Origin of the sequence: Leptolyngbya sp. FACHB-671, from assembly GCF_014695745.1 — a bacterium.
Classification (GTDB): domain Bacteria; phylum Cyanobacteriota; class Cyanobacteriia; order Elainellales; family Elainellaceae; genus JAAUTN01.
In genome coordinates, this window is record NZ_JACJOV010000056.1 from 19,356 (window position 1) to 36,105 (window position 16,750).

At 46.6% G+C, this 16,750-nt stretch carries 12 protein-coding genes and 1 tRNA gene; 5 read left to right on the forward strand and 8 right to left on the reverse strand.

Translation table 11 applies throughout. The features are described 5' to 3' along the window. Positions 1-3: 3 nt before the first annotated feature. Positions 4-75: transfer RNA gene (locus tag H6F93_RS05400), tRNA-Gln, on the reverse strand. A 163-nt stretch (positions 76-238) separates the two neighbouring features. Between H6F93_RS05400 and H6F93_RS05405 the strand changes: the two genes are divergently transcribed. Then, positions 239-892: a hypothetical protein gene (locus H6F93_RS05405; RefSeq protein WP_190679615.1), complete on the forward strand. Its 654-nt coding sequence runs from the start codon at positions 239-241 to the stop codon at positions 890-892. 107 nt (positions 893-999) lie between these two features. On the opposite strand, the gene H6F93_RS05410 is transcribed toward H6F93_RS05405, so the two are convergent. Both H6F93_RS05410 and H6F93_RS05415 read right to left on the reverse strand, forming a co-directional pair. Next, positions 1,000-1,866, reverse strand: coding sequence for an aldose epimerase family protein (locus H6F93_RS05410; protein WP_190679616.1), 867 nt, complete (start codon positions 1,864-1,866; stop codon positions 1,000-1,002). A 91-nt stretch (positions 1,867-1,957) separates the two neighbouring features. Continuing rightward, complete coding sequence (locus H6F93_RS05415) at positions 1,958-4,165, reverse strand: CapA family protein (protein WP_190679617.1); 2,208 nt, start codon at positions 4,163-4,165, stop codon at positions 1,958-1,960. 508 nt (positions 4,166-4,673) lie between these two features. On the opposite strand from H6F93_RS05415, the gene H6F93_RS05420 reads away from it, so the two are divergent. The 3 genes from H6F93_RS05420 to H6F93_RS05430 all read left to right on the forward strand — a co-directional run bounded on the left by H6F93_RS05420 (position 4,674) and on the right by H6F93_RS05430 (position 7,576). Further along, positions 4,674-4,880: a hypothetical protein gene (locus H6F93_RS05420; RefSeq protein WP_190679618.1), complete on the forward strand. Its 207-nt coding sequence runs from the start codon at positions 4,674-4,676 to the stop codon at positions 4,878-4,880. Between the two features lie 344 nt (positions 4,881-5,224). Beyond that, positions 5,225-6,580 (forward strand): pentapeptide repeat-containing protein, encoded by a 1,356-nt coding sequence (locus tag H6F93_RS05425; RefSeq protein ID WP_190679619.1) that lies wholly within the window; start codon positions 5,225-5,227, stop codon positions 6,578-6,580. Between the two features lie 12 nt (positions 6,581-6,592). Then, positions 6,593-7,576: a glycosyltransferase family 2 protein gene (locus tag H6F93_RS05430; protein WP_190679620.1), complete on the forward strand. Its 984-nt coding sequence runs from the start codon at positions 6,593-6,595 to the stop codon at positions 7,574-7,576. Here H6F93_RS05430 and H6F93_RS05435 read toward each other — a convergent pair. The 4 genes from H6F93_RS05435 to H6F93_RS05450 all read right to left on the reverse strand — a co-directional run bounded on the left by H6F93_RS05435 (position 7,560) and on the right by H6F93_RS05450 (position 13,536). Beyond that, positions 7,560-8,831: a glycosyltransferase gene (locus H6F93_RS05435; protein WP_190679621.1), complete on the reverse strand. Its 1,272-nt coding sequence runs from the start codon at positions 8,829-8,831 to the stop codon at positions 7,560-7,562. The genes H6F93_RS05430 and H6F93_RS05435 overlap by 17 nt on opposite strands. Before the next feature lie 19 nt (positions 8,832-8,850). Then, positions 8,851-10,548, reverse strand: a complete 1,698-nt coding sequence (locus tag H6F93_RS05440) for a glycosyltransferase family 39 protein (RefSeq protein WP_190679622.1) — start codon at positions 10,546-10,548, stop codon at positions 8,851-8,853. Next, on the reverse strand, positions 10,549-12,213 hold the full coding sequence (locus tag H6F93_RS05445; RefSeq protein WP_199313500.1) for an LA_3751/LA_3752 family putative glycosyltransferase: 1,665 nt from the start codon (positions 12,211-12,213) through the stop codon (positions 10,549-10,551). Positions 12,214-12,528: 315 nt separating this feature from the next. After that, complete coding sequence (locus tag H6F93_RS05450) at positions 12,529-13,536, reverse strand: Gfo/Idh/MocA family protein (protein WP_190679623.1); 1,008 nt, start codon at positions 13,534-13,536, stop codon at positions 12,529-12,531. Positions 13,537-14,061: 525 nt separating this feature from the next. Between H6F93_RS05450 and H6F93_RS05455 the strand changes: the two genes are divergently transcribed. Next, positions 14,062-14,361, forward strand: coding sequence for a ferredoxin (locus H6F93_RS05455; RefSeq protein WP_190646728.1), 300 nt, complete (start codon positions 14,062-14,064; stop codon positions 14,359-14,361). Between the two features lie 275 nt (positions 14,362-14,636). Here the strand turns inward: H6F93_RS05455 and H6F93_RS05460 are convergent, their stop codons facing one another. Continuing rightward, entirely contained in the window at positions 14,637-16,505 is a 1,869-nt protein-coding gene (locus H6F93_RS05460; protein WP_347277246.1) for a SpoIID/LytB domain-containing protein, read from the reverse strand. Between the last annotated feature and the right edge of the window lie 245 nt (positions 16,506-16,750).

Below are 16,750 nucleotides of genomic sequence, written 5' to 3' on the forward strand. Positions count from 1 at the left end.
AAACTGGGGCGCTAGGATTCGAACCTAGGAATGGCGGGACCAAAACCCGCTGCCTTACCACTTGGCTACGCCCCACCAACGAAGCCTTGTTAATCTTACCAGTTTATTCCCTGAATGTGTCAAGCAAATCCAAAAAGATTGTTTCCATAAAATTCTGACTAAGTTTCAGTAATGCTTCGGTACTCATTTAACCTGTCAATGTAGATATATAGAGGTGTTTCAGTAAATACAGACTCAGATGAAATATTCCCCCTTGTTTTCTGCTTTGTTGATTGTCTCGGCAGTAGTTGTTTCTGCTTGTGGTTCCCTATCCACCAATTCATCAAATGAGACTCAATCGACTTCGCCTACGTCTCCACTGGCTGATTCTCCTGAGGTTGTCGTCGTTTCTCCAGATGGTAGCTCCTCGTCTGAAACCTCAGAAGAGTCCTCTCCCTCTGCCGAGGTTCCTGCCGCATCGGGTGCAACGAGTTACCAGGAGCCAAACGACCTTTTCCAAATTTCTTTTCCAGAAGGCTACACCCACCAGGAAACTGGTAGTGGCATTGCCTTTGTCTCTGCTGACAAAGGCTTTGGTGGTTCAGTCGACTTTGGGGCTGCTCAAGGAGGGGAATTGAGCACAGAGGACCTGGAGAAAGCTCTTAAAGAAGAATACGAAAATCGACTTGAGGATGTGGCGTGGCAGGGTTCTCAAATTCAGCCCGATGGCAGCATTCGAGTCGATTGGGTGGGTCGCGATACCGATGGGAATGATCTGGACGCAATTAGCTTTGTTGAACAGCGTGGCGACACGATCTTCATTCTCAACTTGTACGGCATTAACAAGGCTTATGCCGACTACAATGCTGATGCTGAAACGATTGTTGGCAGCTATCGAGTCCGCCAGCAGTAATGCAACGCGTGACCGAAATCCTAAAAACTTTGATTTTTGGGAGATGGGCATTGTGACTAATTTATAGACACAATGCCCGTTTGATAGACAGGTTTAAAAGTCAACGTTTAGAAGTCAGCGGTCAATTGCACAAAGGTTTCTAAAGTTTCACCTGATGCTAGATGAGTCAGGCGATCGCCCGTATTTAAAGCGTTGCGAGGAGCACTCCAAGGCTCTAGACAGTAAAAATCTTTGCCTTTGACCGTCCAGAACACGAGCGTCGAGTAAATGGGGGCATAATCTAGCTTCAGTCGGGTTTGTTGACCCAAATCGGCAACTGTCGCAGATTGACCAGAAAGCTGCCAAAACGATGCATCGATTTCATCCAGGTCGAAATCAAATTGCCCAGAGAAAGATTGGACAGATTTGTCTCGCTGGTTTTGAAATTGGTTAGAAGGAATCCCAAACTGAAGCTGAGTTTTATCAGAAACTTGAAAGTAGGGATGTAGCCCAGTTGAGAAGGGCATTGCTTCAGCGGAATGGTTGGCGTAGCGTTGGTGAATTTCCAAGCTATTGCCCTGTAATCGATAGGTAAAAATGAGCTGGAAGTCAAATGGGTAGACGGCGCGAGTCTGGTCACTGCTGTTTAGCACCAGCGTGAGACTAGCCCCATCTTGGGTGACCCGATCAGTCACTTCCCAGGGTAGATCACGAGCAAAGCCATGCTGCTTCAATGTGTAGGACTGCCCCTGATAGGTATAGGTATTGCCCGGCAGGTTACCGCAAATGGGGAAGAGGATAGGAATGCCGCCTCGTACGGTTAGTTCAGGGTTGGCAAACCGCTCTGCATCAAGATAAAGCATCTCCTTACCACGAATTTGCCAACTGGTGATGATGCCGCCTCGCTCTGGGACAACCTCAAGACGAGATTGTCCAATCTGGTCAGAGAGGATGTAAGTCTTATATTGCTTTTGCTCAAGGTCGATCGCAAACACAGGCTTCTCCCAATTTCACATTGTGACTATAGCAATCAAGGTGACTATAGCAATCAAGTGTTACTGGTAGGCCCGAAGCAACAGAACCTTGCTAAAGTGCTGGCTTAGTATTCGGCTCTGATAAAGGCAGAGAAACCTGGGGTTTCAAAACTGTGAGCTGCTCCGATGATGCTGGAGGGCGATCGCCCTCATTGACCACATCCTCATTAGCCACATCCTCAGTCTCGCCCTCAGCAATTTGTTCCTCAATCTGAATTGGCTCAGCTTCAACCACCATCGAGGAGCTTTGATCGGCTTGCTCTGGTTGAATTGGCTCAGCTTGAGTCAGTTCTACGGGCGAAGGTAAAGTAATATCCGTCTCAGAAGGAGCCGTTTGTTGTAGTTCTGGTTGAACTGCATTTATTTGAGCAACATCGTCCGTGTCAGTCTCTGGGAGTTGAGCATCGGGCCAAGCATGAAAGGGTTCAGAGCTATCATCTGGGATGTCTGATTCAGGCGACGGATAAGTCGTGAACGGTTCTGATGGTTCTACAGGTATCACGTCTGGCTGCACTCTATCTGACTGCGTTTCATCGGTAGAAGCGTCTGGATAGGTGATGAAAGAGTCAGAAGGCTGAGACGGCGCAGAATTAGGAACTGAGGGCTGCTCGGGTTCAGGTACAGAAAGTTCTACCGGAATCTCTGGAGGAGGAATTTCTGGAGGCGAATCTTGCGATCGCTTGTCCAACACCACTGGCGACTGGATCGGTTGAGCGAACGGGCTAGAAGCCTGCTGCATGTATTGCATAATCTGATCAGCTTTTTCGCCCTCAACAATTTCTGGCTTAGCTTGCCGCACTTCTACAGGCAAAAACTCCAGCCGCATCTGGTTTTCTCGCAGAGAAACTTTCAAAACTGCTGTATCGTAGTTTTCTGCTGAAATGTCCTCAGTCGTATCCTCATTCTGAGTAAAGATGAAGTTGCCGAGAGAATAGGCGATCGCTCGTCCCTTATAGATTTCGGCTCCTTGCAGCACATTCGGATGATATCCCACTACTAGATCAGCACCTTGATCAATTGCCAAATGCGCCAAGTCAACTTGCCAGTCGGCTGGATAGGCTTCTAAATCTTTGCTCCAGTGGTAGTTCACTACAACCCAATCCACCTGTTCGCGGATTGCTTGAATATCTGCGGCCACTCGGCGATCAGGATTAGCATTGACTCCAGCCGCCCTATCTCTAGCTGCATTTAAATCTGAATCAGAATACCCTAAGTAAGCAATGCGTTGCCCTTTCACATCTAGAATCTCAGGACGGCTCGCTTCACGGCGATTGCGTCCGGCTCCAACTGAGTGAATACCAAACTGTTCTAAAGTTTTCAGCGTTTCCTCAAGCCCATCTGCTCCTTGTTCCATTACCTGCTCACTAGCCAAACTAACCAAATCGATCTGGCTATCGATTAGGGTTTGAAGCTGTTCTGGAGCTGTTTCATCATCTAAAGAATCTGGCTGAATCTGTAACAGGGGTGCATCCAGGTGAGCCGTAGCAACGTCAGCTCGGCTAGACTGATTTCCTCCGGTTGAGCTAACGCGCAGTGTAGAGGTAGCTCCAACGGTTCCCAAGGCAGCATCATCTCCGAAAGTTAATGTGACTGTCGGGTCGTCGGGATTGAGGACAGGCTGCTGAAATACCGTTACCTCGTCCTGGTCCGTTTGAACGGTGTTACTCCGCTGGTTCATTGGCTGAGATGTACTGACTTCAGTTGCTTCGGGTGCCCCAGACTGAGAAGCCAAAGCTCCAGCGTGCTGAATTAGCACCTCAAACCCACAGCCCACTAAAAATGCAGCCGCCGCAGACCCACCAATCAGCAGGGAGCGAGATCGAAGCTGTTGGCTGACCGAATGATCTAATGAAGCAGCTTGCCGTGGCTTAAGGGAAGCAGAACTGCGGACAGCGGTTAGCAGTGGCGGAGACGGGTTTGAGGTACGACTGGCAGGGGTATTGATGCGAACAGATTGCTTCCAAACAATTTTTGAGGTGCCTGCCCGCTGAGCTATAACTTGCACCCCTTTGATCTGGCTAGAGTTCAATTTACAAAGGCGGTGACAAATAAACCGAATCAGGCGATCGCGCTCAGGCGATCGCTCAAACTCCACCATCACTCTCAAATAACCAGGTTTAGTAGCACCGACCCTCGCCTGAAGTCCTTGAGGGACAAGGCAGGCGTTGAGCCATTGAGTGATCGCCCGTAAATCTCCAACCCGTGCCAAGTTGGCTGTAGACAGCGGATACAAACTGCCACCATTAACCTGATTAGCCATTGGGTTTATTCCTCACCATCACACCGAATATTAAACTACTTGAGAATTAAATTTCATTCCCTAAACTAACTGGCAGATTGGCATCCCAAGAGATTTTTTCTATATCTACTAAAATCCTGCTCTATTTTGGGCTAATCCACAATCCAAATAGCAGGACTATACGTAATTAGAGCAGCACACAGAGATTTTGTCATACATCAGTTTTTCTATTTCTCCCAGATCCTTTCAACGAATTACCTTTGAGAGTCGTAAATTCCTAATAAGAACACTACAGAAACTTGATGGGAGCTTGATAATTTTCCACCTTTCACCATGCAGAATTAGGTGAAGGGTTTACCCCCAATCACTACCATTCAGGGATTTCAAATCAGGCTCATTTGTAAGTGACCGATATCACAGCTTAAGACTTTCTGAGATCACAAGTCCCAAGCGATCTCAATCAGTCATTTAGCTGCGTCAATCATTGATATTAGTAGTTACAGTTCACTGATAAGGATGCCCCGGCTCTATGATCGGTAGACTTGTTCAATCGGCTTTTCAAACAGGTTGCCTTAGCGTTGAATCTGAAGGCTTAATCCGTCAGGTTTTAGCAATGAGGGGCTATCAGTCAACAGACTTAGCTGCTTTAGAACAGCTCTATGATGCTGTCCACACAGGTCGAATTCAGCGAGAGGCCCACGGAACGGTAAATCTGCTAAGCGCTCTACCCAGTTAGTAGAAGCTAGTAGAGCAACTGAGAAGTTGTGTAACTGTAGGATGGGCAAACTGTAGGGCGAGCAAGATGCCTGCTGGAGTTAGAGTTCCACGCTACAAATGTTGCAAAATTTATTATTTGCTTTGCTTGAGCTAAGAACTAAGCGACTCACAATCCTGAGTTGCTTCTCCCAGTAACGTTTAGTTCTACAATCTTTAAATCAGAAAGCTCTAGACTCTGGGAGACAACAGGCGATGCTGCCTCTCAAGGTCTGGGGTTTTTTAGTCTTTATGACCTAATCTTGATGCGTCAGCATATCCTAATAAGGCATGGGTTTGCCTAAGCTTGCTGACCATTAAGACAATATGACGCGAGACTCCAATCTATCCAAGTCTGATTCATCTCCTGCTGATGAGACTGAATACTCACAAACGATGCCATCAGATAGCCCTAACGGAGCAGGCAGGGAGATGGTTCCGCAGTCAATCACTGATGCAAATTATCAAACTGACGCAAATTATCAATTGGATGTAGCTGACAGGACGGTTGCTGACCGTCAAGATAACGGGCGTGCAACCGATCACCCTACAAAGCAAGGCTTGGCTGCGCGTGAGCAGCGGAGCCAACCGCCTTACTGGTTGATTGTTTTGCTGGCGATCGCCATCATGACTACTGGTTTAATCATTGGCAACTTTTGGCTAGGAGTAGCTGGAACAGCAGTTGCTTTTCTAACATCCTTAAGGGTTGTTTGGGCTCCCATAAAAGCTGCTCTAGCAGAATTGATCTCTGCGCAGCAGTGGCAATTGACCATCGCGATCTTAGGGCTAGTATCTGCTTTATTAGGGGGACTGATACTCAGCGGTGCGCTGGAGCAGTTGCAGATCTGGTGGAGTTTGGTTAACTGGGAAGCAACTGGGGCGCTGGGTGAGGTGCTTGGCGCTCTAGGGCAGATTTTGATCGCAATCCTGGCAGTCTATGTAGCCTGGCGACAATATGTCATTTCTAAAGATCTGACGATTCAGCAGAATCTGATTACCCAACAGCAAACTATCGACACGTACTTTCAGGGCATTTCTGATTTGGTGTTAGATGAGGAGGGGTTGCTGGAAGACTGGCCCCAAGAGCGAGCGATCGCCGAAGGCAGAACTGCCGCCATTCTTAGTAGCGTTGATGCAGGGGGTAAAGCGAAGGTTGTGCGGTTTCTCTCGCGCTCCAGGCTATTGACTCCATTGATGCGCGATCGCCGTCTTGGTCGAGCCATGTTAGATGGAGTTGGTGGTTATCAAGAAGACCGTAATTTTGGCATTCGTGTTATCGACCTGGGTGTGATGTTGGCTGCTGCTGATCTTTCTGGGACAGACTTACGGTGGACAGATCTGAGTGATGCCAACTTAATTCGAGCCAACTTAGGACGCTGCGATTTAGTAAAAACTAATTTGTCTCGAACTATCCTAGTTGATGCAAACTTGACTGGAGCTGACCTGATGGGAACTCGCCTATTCTACGGTCCAGTATCAACTGCAACACCTCGTAGTCGTACAGAAATTCCCGATTACGTAACTGGAACTTGCACCGGAGCAGTCATTGAAAATGCAGACCTTACTGGGGTACAACGCATGTCAGATGAACAGCGGCAATATTGCTGTGCTTGGGGTGGTTCTAAAACTCGATCGACAATTCCCGGTGGTTGTGATGGAATTGCCAACAAACTTGGACGTTAAAATTCACCAACCATGTATACCCGTGCAGCTGATGTAGAAATTTCTGTAGTAGTTCCTCTACATAATGAGGAACTGAATATTGATTACTTATTCGAACAGCTAACGAAGGTATTAGAAGGGTTACAGCTTAGTTACGAAATTATTTGTGTGGATGATGGCAGCACAGATAAAACGTTGAAACGCTTAATGGATCAACGGACTCACAATGCTGCAATCAAAATTTTGAGTTTATCTCGCAACTTCGGCAAAGAAATTGCTTTATCTGCAGGAATCGATTACACGACAGGCAATGCCATCATTCCGATTGATGCAGATTTACAAGATCCGCCTGAACTGATTGGAGAGCTAATCGCAAAATGGCGCGAAGGATATGATGTGGTTCATGCAACTCGGCGATCGCGTCAGGGAGAAACCTGGTTCAAGCGGTTCACGGCTAGTGCCTTCTACCGAATAATTGGGCGCATGAGTACCGTCCCAATTCCTCGCGATACTGGCGATTTTCGATTACTCGACCGTCGTGTCGTAGAAGTGCTGAAACAAATGCCCGAACGAACTCGCTTTATGAAGGGGCTGTTTGCCTGGGTTGGGTTCAAAAATACCGCTGTTCTGTACGACCGGGCTGAACGATATAGAGGACGTACCAAGTGGAACTATTGGCGACTGTGGAACTTTGCAGTTGACGGCATTACATCCTTTAGCTCAGTCCCACTCAAGGTTTGGAGCTATCTTGGACTTGCCCTATCTCTGCTCGCATTTCTCTACGCTTCGTTTCTGATTATTCGCACCCTGATTTTAGGAGTTGATGTACCAGGTTATGCCTCGCTCATGGTCGTTATCCTGTTCTTGGGAGGTGTGCAATTGATCACTCTGGGTATTATTGGCGAGTATCTAGGGCGTGTTTATGAGGAAGTTAAAAGACGACCTCTGTATCTGGTGCGAGACGCTTATGGCTTTGAGGGCGATCGCCAGCCTGAAGCTACTACTTCACCTCAGTAACGCGCCAGCTTAGCTTTAAATTCAGCCAAAAATTCCAAACGGTGACAATGGCGATCGCAATCAGGTTTGCAAGGTAGGGATTCACTCCAAGTAGATAAACCAGAACATCAAAGGTTAAGAGGTTGAGAACCAATCCAGCCAAGCAAATAAAATTGAATTTCAAGAACCGCTTGAATCGCTTTTGTATTCCCTTTTGACTACTCGTTAAATCACCAAATGTCCAAGCGTCATTCCACAGAAAATTATTGAAGATTGCAATCTCGGCGGCAATACTTTTACCCAGGTTCAACGGCAATCCAAGAGTTGTTGGATCACTCAGCAGATACAGCAAAGTCATATCGACAAACACACCGCTGAAGCCTACCAAACCAAAGCGAATTAATCGACCAAGAGGGATCTCAAATCGCTGTTGGATACGTCCCAATCGCCCACCAGCAATTCGCAATCGGGTCAAGTGGTGAAGGTATTCGATGTACTGTTTGGAAGTAACCTTACTTTCTCCTTGCTGCCTTTCTTGAAAGACATAGCCGACTTCAGCAATCTGCCCAATGTCTCCCCGTCCCAATACCTCAAGCAAAATTTTGTAGCCGAGTGGGTAGAGGGTGCGATCGCTAATTGCACTACGACGCACCATAAAATAACCACTCATCGGATCAGTGACCCGTCCTACTACTCCAGGCAACAGAACTAATCCCAGCGTTTGAGCGCCACGAGATAGAAATCGTCTGGCAAGACTCCATTCGCTAACACCCCCTCCTTCAACGTGACGGCTGGCAACAGCTAAATCGGCTCCTTGCTCAACTGCGTTGAGCAGCTTTAGCAGAACCTCTGGTGGATGCTGTAAATCTGCATCAATCACCCCTAATATTTCTCCTCGTGCAGCTTGCCATCCTCGAATGACAGCACTAGAGAGCCCTCGTTCGAGTTGACGACGCATCACTCGAAGCTGAGGATATTGTGACATTAGTCCTTGAGCTATCTCCCAAGTTCTATCTGGACTATTGTCATCGACAACGAGCAGTTCATATTCACCAGGAATTGCCTGATCAAGTAAGCCACTCAGCAAACGAATAATATCTTGAATGTTTGTGCCTTCGTTATAAGTCGGAATGATCAAGGAAAATTTGATGGAGTGCTGCGACTTTAAAGTACCTTGATTATGAACGTGGGCGTTTTGGGCAACAGTAGGGTAATCAAAAACTTGTAAAGGACCAGAAGGCACCTTTAACAAAGCTGGGGGATGTTGAGCTGTCATTTTAAAATTCTCCAATAAATTACGTAGCAGGCGATTGGGTGTAAAGACTGAGCGTGAATCGATCCAAATCCATCGTTCCTGACAGAGCTTCAGTGCTTGTCAGTTTGTACTGAGCTTGTAAAACTTGTTGAACAGCCTGATCAAACTGTTGCTTTTCGGCGTCAGTTTTAGGTTCACTCCAAACAGCTCGCTCAGGGTTGAGCCATAGGATGCGCTCGTAGGCTGACGTTGTATCCGTTAGGGTTTTATCCAAAGTCGCAGCAAGCTGTTCGGGCTTCTCAGCCAACAAACTCACAGGCGCATCAAGGGTGACATAGTAAGCCAAGCGCAAGACGTGCCCCCAAGCTTTAGAGCTCATTATGATTAAAGTTGGGGTTTCTGTGTTCTGCTGAATGAGTTGATTAACCGTGTGGAACATGTGGCGATCGCGGAGGTTGAAATCACCTACACCAACGCAAACATAAGTGGCGAGTAGGGCTGCAATCAAAGGTTTTTGCCAGTGGTACATTGCTCGTTCCAACCCTGCTGCTATTAAGAGGAGACAACCCGGCAAAACGAAGATAATACTTCTGCCATAGCCCCAACCTAATGTAAATTTCCCAGTGAAAACATCTACACTTAGAGCTAGCGCTAATGGCAAAACTCCTAATATCAGTGCGGTTCCAAGTCTTTGATACTCACCTTGTCGCCAAAGCCAAATGCAACAGGTTAATAATATGGCAACAGCAATAAACCCAATTAAAACGGCAACTTCATGGGAGATACTTGTGGACAAACCACCTGATAGTAATTGAATGCCAACTGCCTCAAGGGCATCGCGGAAGTGTTTGAATAATGCTTCGATAAACCCAATTGACTCAGCAAACCGATCGAGATCAGCATTTCGTGCCTGTTGCCGAACTCCCCAAAATGCCCAAGGAATAGTAAGCGACACAGCGATTCCTAAGGCTATTCCGTATTGAAACCAGCGCTGCCGATCAAGATAGAGTACCAAAACACCCAGCGCTATTACCCAATACGCAAAGAAGTAAAAAGTTAGTAGCCCCGCTGTAACTGACCCAATCAGTAAACAGTTCCAAAGCAACTGCTGTCGGCGGGTTACGTTAGCTTCAACAGTATTTTGGCGAATCAACCGGACAAGCGCCCACCCACTCAAAACAATCCAGAGAACCAGTGGTCCATACATACGGACGTTGAGTGAGTGAAAAAGGTAAAAGGAGTTAGTTGCAAGTAATGCAGCGAAAATTAGACCACCTCGATGACTTAATACGTCTCGCCCTAACCCATAAGCGCTGAAAATTGCGAGGCAGCTTAGCAAAACTCCTAAGCTTCTAACTTGAGCTACAGCATTACCAAAAAGCCGCAACCAAAGATGCTGGCTCAGAAAGAAAAGTGGTGGATGAGGTTCGCCGCCAGCAATACCCCTTAAAATTTGCTTGAGGGTTTCTACGATGTCTCCTAGTCCAGTCTCAACTGGGAGTTTGAGTAAGGAGGTGTAGCTTGATAGAAGAACAGGAACCTCTCCAGGGGTTTCATAGGCTGTTTTTTGCCCACTAAACAACAACAGAGATAGAACTTCGTCATACCAAAACTCATGGCTGCTCAAGTTCAGTATTCGCAGCGTAACTGCCAGAGCGATCGCAAAAAACAATAAAACTTCTAGAGGTAAAAGTAATTCAAACCTATTTAGTTTGATCCCCTTCAATATAGTGATCATTTAAAGCTCCGTAGGTTCTGTAGAGGTGAGAATTGACCCTTCGTAAGCAGGATATTTACCCGAACCACCAAGACCGTCTGATGTTAATGGTGAAAACTCAACTTTAAAGAATTGATTTGATGAAGAAAACTCCAGCTTTTGCGTAGGGTTTTCAGGTACAGGACAAGGACGATGGTGATAGCAGATGTAAAGAAATTTTTGATATCCTTGCTCAATCAGCGATTTACTCAACTGCCTTACATCTTCAGCATCATCAACTAGAAAAAGCCTCTTATCACTTAGAGCAGGTGCGATCGCCTGGGCTACGTACTGGTGTGAGATCGCGATGATCTCATTAGAGTTTTCTTTGACTGCTGTTAGAGCCAAGGCAACAGTCTGATAGTCCTGCACCAACTTAGCTGTCGCAACGAACGTGTTGAGGTGAATACTGATAGCAATTAATACGCAAACCAATCCGATAGAAAGGTATCGCTGAAACCGTCCCATTACTCTCATAATGTATTTAAGTTGGACGGCTAAGAGAAGTGAAAGTAGAGGCATAAGGATTAGCAAAAACCGAGGGCCCCATTGCTTACCCCCAGCTCCAGATGGAACAATCAGTGGAACAGCGAAAATGAACAGTGCCACTATGAAATAGATCGCCCAAATCTTCGGTGCTAATCGCAGCTTACTGCGTAGCAGAGACGGAAAGATAAACAAACAAGGAAAGAGCGAAACTGGAAAATATTCGAATAAAGAAGAAATAAGTTGTTTGAAGTTATCACGTGCGGCTAACAGCCGTTCTGTCAGTGAAAATTCTTCTACAATCTGAATTGAATGAATACCAAGAGGATGACCATAAACGATTTTGTTAATGCAGAAAAAGATAAGAACAGTTAAGAGCAAGCTAGCAATGAAGAGAATTTCTTTCCCAGCGGCAGGACTGAATTTCTTAAGCCACTTAAGCTTTGCAACAAGGGAGAGTAGAGTTAGTGCCCCAACCAAACATAGAAATTCTGGCCTAAACCACACTGATAAACCGATGAGGACTCCACCTAAAACAGCACTTCTTCTACTTAAGTGGACTGAATTTGGGAAGAGTACAACCGTTAAACCATAAAAAGCAAGAACAACAGCAAGGGTGTGCTCCCAGTACATCGCACTATAAATAGATAGTGGGGAAGCAAAGATGAGAATGGCTAGGGCGATCGCAATGGCACCGCTGTTGAGCTCTAGCCGTTTGCACACCGCGTAAAACCTAAACCACAGAACCCAAGTTGATACAATAGGAATGACATACAAGCCTCTATAGCCCAACAGTGCATAGAAGGGCGCAGTGACTAGAGGAAAGGTAAACGGGAAAGTAATGTAGTAAAGCCCCAAACGGTTGTAGACAAAGGGGGGGAGAAACGGATATAGTCCGTTGTGCCATAAATCTCTTACCCAATCAGCAGCAGACAGGTCTAAATCAAATTGCAAATCTCCGGAAGCAAACTGTTGTGCTAAGAGTGCCTTGAGTCCACCATCTCCACTAAAAAAGACTCCATCTTGAATGTGGAACTGAAGGAACAAAGTAGACAGGACTCCCGTCACGATAAATATGAGCGGTAGTTTAGAAGCCTGAGAACGTCCTGAAAGCTGGAGGAGCTTCTGTAAAGGTCTGCGCTCTAGCGTCGTCGTTTTCATAGTGTATCAGTGCCAGGATTTACTTATTTCTTGGCAGGATTACTGATTCCACTTTTATACTTGATGCTTAGATATCCACTTAAGGGATACCTTTTTGTTGTTGATATCTTTATAGTCCGCTGCTAAATTATGATGCGTTGATGAAGATATGGACTTTTTTGTCCTCCTGTCAAGCGTGTTTCCTCTATGAAGCACCTGTCTCCCCACAAACCCGTAAGTATCCCATGTTACAGAGCCTGAGATGTGGAATCTTTTGAGGGTTTTTGAGAGGTGAATTAAGCTTTTGATTCAGAGCAAAGGTTATAAGCTCGCTGGTTAGGACAAGTAAATAATTTGTCCCGTCTTAGCAGAACGTTGAGCAGCATCAGCTACTTTAAGGGCATATAGGCTGGCAGCTGAAGTAACGTAAAGGGATGAACCTAATATGAGGTGATCTAGGACGGCAGCCGTATCTTTTGCGAATAGGCCTCTCCGGCTTCCAACCTCTAGGGGAGATGTTGTATCTAATCGAACTAACGTTCCTTGGTCGCCATCTAATAGAAGGGCACCCTTCTCACCATGAATTTCTAGACTGCGTTCTGATTTCCACAGGGCTTCGCCTTTTCCGTAGGTTAAATCAGACATAGTTCCATTTGTAAATTGCAGTTGTGCTGTACAGAGGCAGGTAGTGTAGCGATCGGGGGAATCTGTATCGTCCCAGAAGCGGGCACTACAGCTAACGGAGTTAACTTGACCAAATAAGTCAATCAGGCGATGAATGCGAGAAAGGGCTCCAATTAGTGGAAAACCAAACAACTCTGGTTGGTAAGTCCATTTTTGAGGAGCCGGACGTTGCTGATTGAGATTAGCGTAACGGATGTAGAACACTGAGCCAATTTGGGGAAGAGCATTCAAGGCTGCTTGGTGGATTCCACTCAGCAGTTCAATATGCTCGACGTGCAGTAGTTTACTTTTTGCCTGTGCAAGCTCAATTAATTCTGTTGCCTCAACGTAGTCTAGTGAGAGCGGATATTCTACAACGACATGTTTGTCAGCATGGAGCGCTGCACGAGCGATCGCTCCATGATCTCGATTGACCGTAGAAATGATGATCAAATCCAAATCTTCTCGCTGCACTAGCTCCGTCCATGAATTTGATGCTTCAACGCCATAGGTTTGACTAAATGCTGCTGCTTTTTCTGGAGTGTGTCCTGCAACTGTGACTAGCTGCGATCGCGAATCAGCCTGCAAAGCTTCCGCTCTAACTTTAGCGGCGTAGCCTGTTCCTACTAGCCCAACTTTGATCGGCAGTGACACGAATGATTCAAACAATGCAGTTGTCATATAAGAAATATCCAGTCATGGCAGCAATAGATTTAAGGCAAGTGGGTCAAATGACCTGACGGTTTTTAGAATTTTAGGACTATATTGAGACCTATATTGATGGCTAATAAGGTACGGGTTTTCATCTCGCCCTATCAATTTCAGCCAAATAACTGTTACTTGTTACACCTATAACCACTTTTAATTCATTAATCCTCTAAAGGTCAGTAGAACATATGGTTTATGTCCTAGCAATCTCTTGACAGAGCGAGTTCCCACTAGGAGAGAGTTGCTATTGAAAAGCAGCATTAGTTGTAGACGGCAACAACACAATCAACGTTCAAGTATAAGTAATTTAGGCTTAATTTCATAACTTTCATTACTAATCCCATTCAGCCCATCTATGAATTAGGCGTTACAGATCTTAGATTTTTTCGTAGTATCAGAGAAGAGTTACCGTAATGTAAGCCTTTACCCAAGTTAGGGTCGCATATCTTACAAGAAGTCAACTCGTACTGCCGTTTTAAACATTGAGAGGATTGTTGCATGGCGACTTTTAAGGTCACGTTGGTTAACGAGGCCGAAGGGCTGAACACCACCATCGAAGTACCCGATGACGAGTACATTCTAGATGCTGCCGAAGAGCAGGGGCTTGACTTACCTTATTCTTGCCGCGCAGGAGCCTGCTCTACCTGTGCTGGCAAAATCAAAGAGGGCACAATCGATCAGTCAGATCAGTCCTTCCTGGATGATGACCAAATTGAGGCTGGCTACGTGTTGACTTGTGTCGCTTACCCAACCTCTGACTGCACCATCCTGACTCACCAAGAAGAAGAGCTGTACTAATTGGTGAAGCTGCTTCAGAGAGACAGGGAGCTTTGCGATCAACTAAACGCTCTCTGCTTCTGACTGGTTCACTCCAAGCACAAACGCTAGACAGGATGTCACCACTTTATGGCAGGGGTACGAACGATCTTCCCCTGCTTGACTTTGGTTGAGCAGCTTTGAACAGCAGAAAAAGATTTTGAGCGGAGGTGCACTAATGTTACGCCTCCGCTCAAAATCTTTTTCTTTTAGGGTCGGGTCACAGTCGTTCGAGCTGATCTAGCTGATCTACTACTCTATTGGACTGGCTCTACCAGTTCTACATTTGCCTCAGATGAATTCTCCAGCGCTGCTGGATCGCGCCAAAACGTAATGGCGTCGCTTAGGGGTTGGAGCTGAGTACCGGGGTAATAAAAGCTAAGAATTTGGGCACTAGACCAGCCTAGATCCCCTAAGTTATAGGCACCTGTCTGGCTCATCCCAACTCCATGACCCAGTCCACCGCCTGTAAAGATGTACCCTTTCAGAATTCTGGATTCAGCAGGCTGTGAATTGTGCTCTCCTTCGCTTTGTCCTGCTGTAGAATTTTGCACTGTCCCGGCTGGCGTTGCGGATGCTTCATAAACGGGGTCAATGTAAAACAGCGTGCTGTTGGGTGCGTAAAAGGCTCGCAAGATTTCGTCTTTCTCTAACTCAACCGTTCCTCGATCAGTTTGAACTGCCATTCGCTGTACCCGACCTGCTGGCGATCGCTCAACAACCTGAACTTGCTGTACCGTTGTAAAGTTCGCCAGAGGATGCTGAATTCCAGTTAGATATTCCTTCAGGTCAGCCGTGATTTGCGTTAATGGACTTTCTACACGCCAGCGGAATACATCCCAGCCATTCTCATTAAAGCCCTCAGTGCGACCGATAAAGGTCCGAAGATTGGCTTCATCTGCCAGACTGTAGCGCGATAAATCCCAGATGTTTTGTACAGAATCTACGACTGCGCGTAAGTAGGGGCGATCGGGTCCATTCCAGACATCGCTGAAAGGGGCTGTAATGCCACCTGTCGTTGAGGAATACAAAGCATCGACCAATTCATTCTGGTAGGTCAATACTTGAGAACGAGTAGCGGCGATCGCCCGGTCGGTCTCAGGGTGGGCACCTGACAGCCCACGGTAAACCTGACACTGTGTATCAGCGCATAGCTCATAGTTATCGATCGCAAATCGGCGCACGTTTCGCAGTGCGTAGGTGCGAGCCAAAATTGCCTGAGCCTCAATTGTGGTTGGCGGCGCACCAACCCCAATCTCGTGGGGTACCACTCCCCGCAAGTAGGTTTCAACGGGCACCTCATTCACTAATGTATAGGTGCCATAGGCATTAGGCTGGAGCTGTAGATTGCCTCCATAAAGTCGGCGTTCGCTATCACTGCGATTGGGGGTTACCTGTACCCGACGATTCCCTGTTGTAATCTGCACTTCGTCCCGCTGATAGCGATAGCCGTTGGCAACAAATGACGCTTTAGGTATCTGTTGCTGTACCTGGGTATCTAAGAAAGCACTTCTAGACCCATTGGCTTGAAGATTTTGAAACAGCAGACGGCGCAGCAGCGGACTACGATAAACATCGCGCTTGGCCCAAACCTGCCACTGTCGAGGCTGAGCAATTTCAACTTCCACGCCGCGCGATCGCCATTGATTAGCGCTATCTTCTGCACTTTCAAAGCTGCGATGGGTACTCAGCACCACTCGCTCATTTACTTGCGGCTCAGCTAACGGCTCCATCGTGATTTCTAGCTTGACGGTGCTGGCAGTGACGGTTTGGGTTTGACCTCCCGTCTCAAATTGCATAGTGAGGCGATCGCCCGTCAAAGGCTGTAAAGTAATTTCGTCCCCAGATTCAGAGCCAAATCGCTGCACGATCCCAATATCCAAGGTGTGATCAGCGCTGCCTTGAGAAGAGTTTTGAGCTTGAGGAGCGTTTTGAGCTTGGGAAGAATCTGGAATTTGAGAAGTTTGATTAGAACTCGTTTGAGCTGACACAGGCAAGGATGTTAGCCCCACCAGACAAGCTGTAGTTGTTACACCCACCCAGACAGTAAACCATCGAACAGGAGCAATAGCTGGGATACGAATTGAAAAGCATCTGGAACTGCCAGATTGAAGTCGTCTACTCACAGGGTTGTCCCTCGAAATTACACGGCATGAAGTGGATTAGCTCGACCAGTGAGCCAAGACTACCAGCAGCTAAGCAATGTTTCACAAGCTATTATGTGGCTTTGTAACCTTCGACTGATGACTATTTTAGAGGTGCTACTTATTATTGACGACTTTGCGGTTCGTAGTGAACCCCTTCCTCAAAAAACTTCAGGTTTTGTTTAATTCGTATTCTCTAACAGGGAATGACCTGACAGGGAATTAGA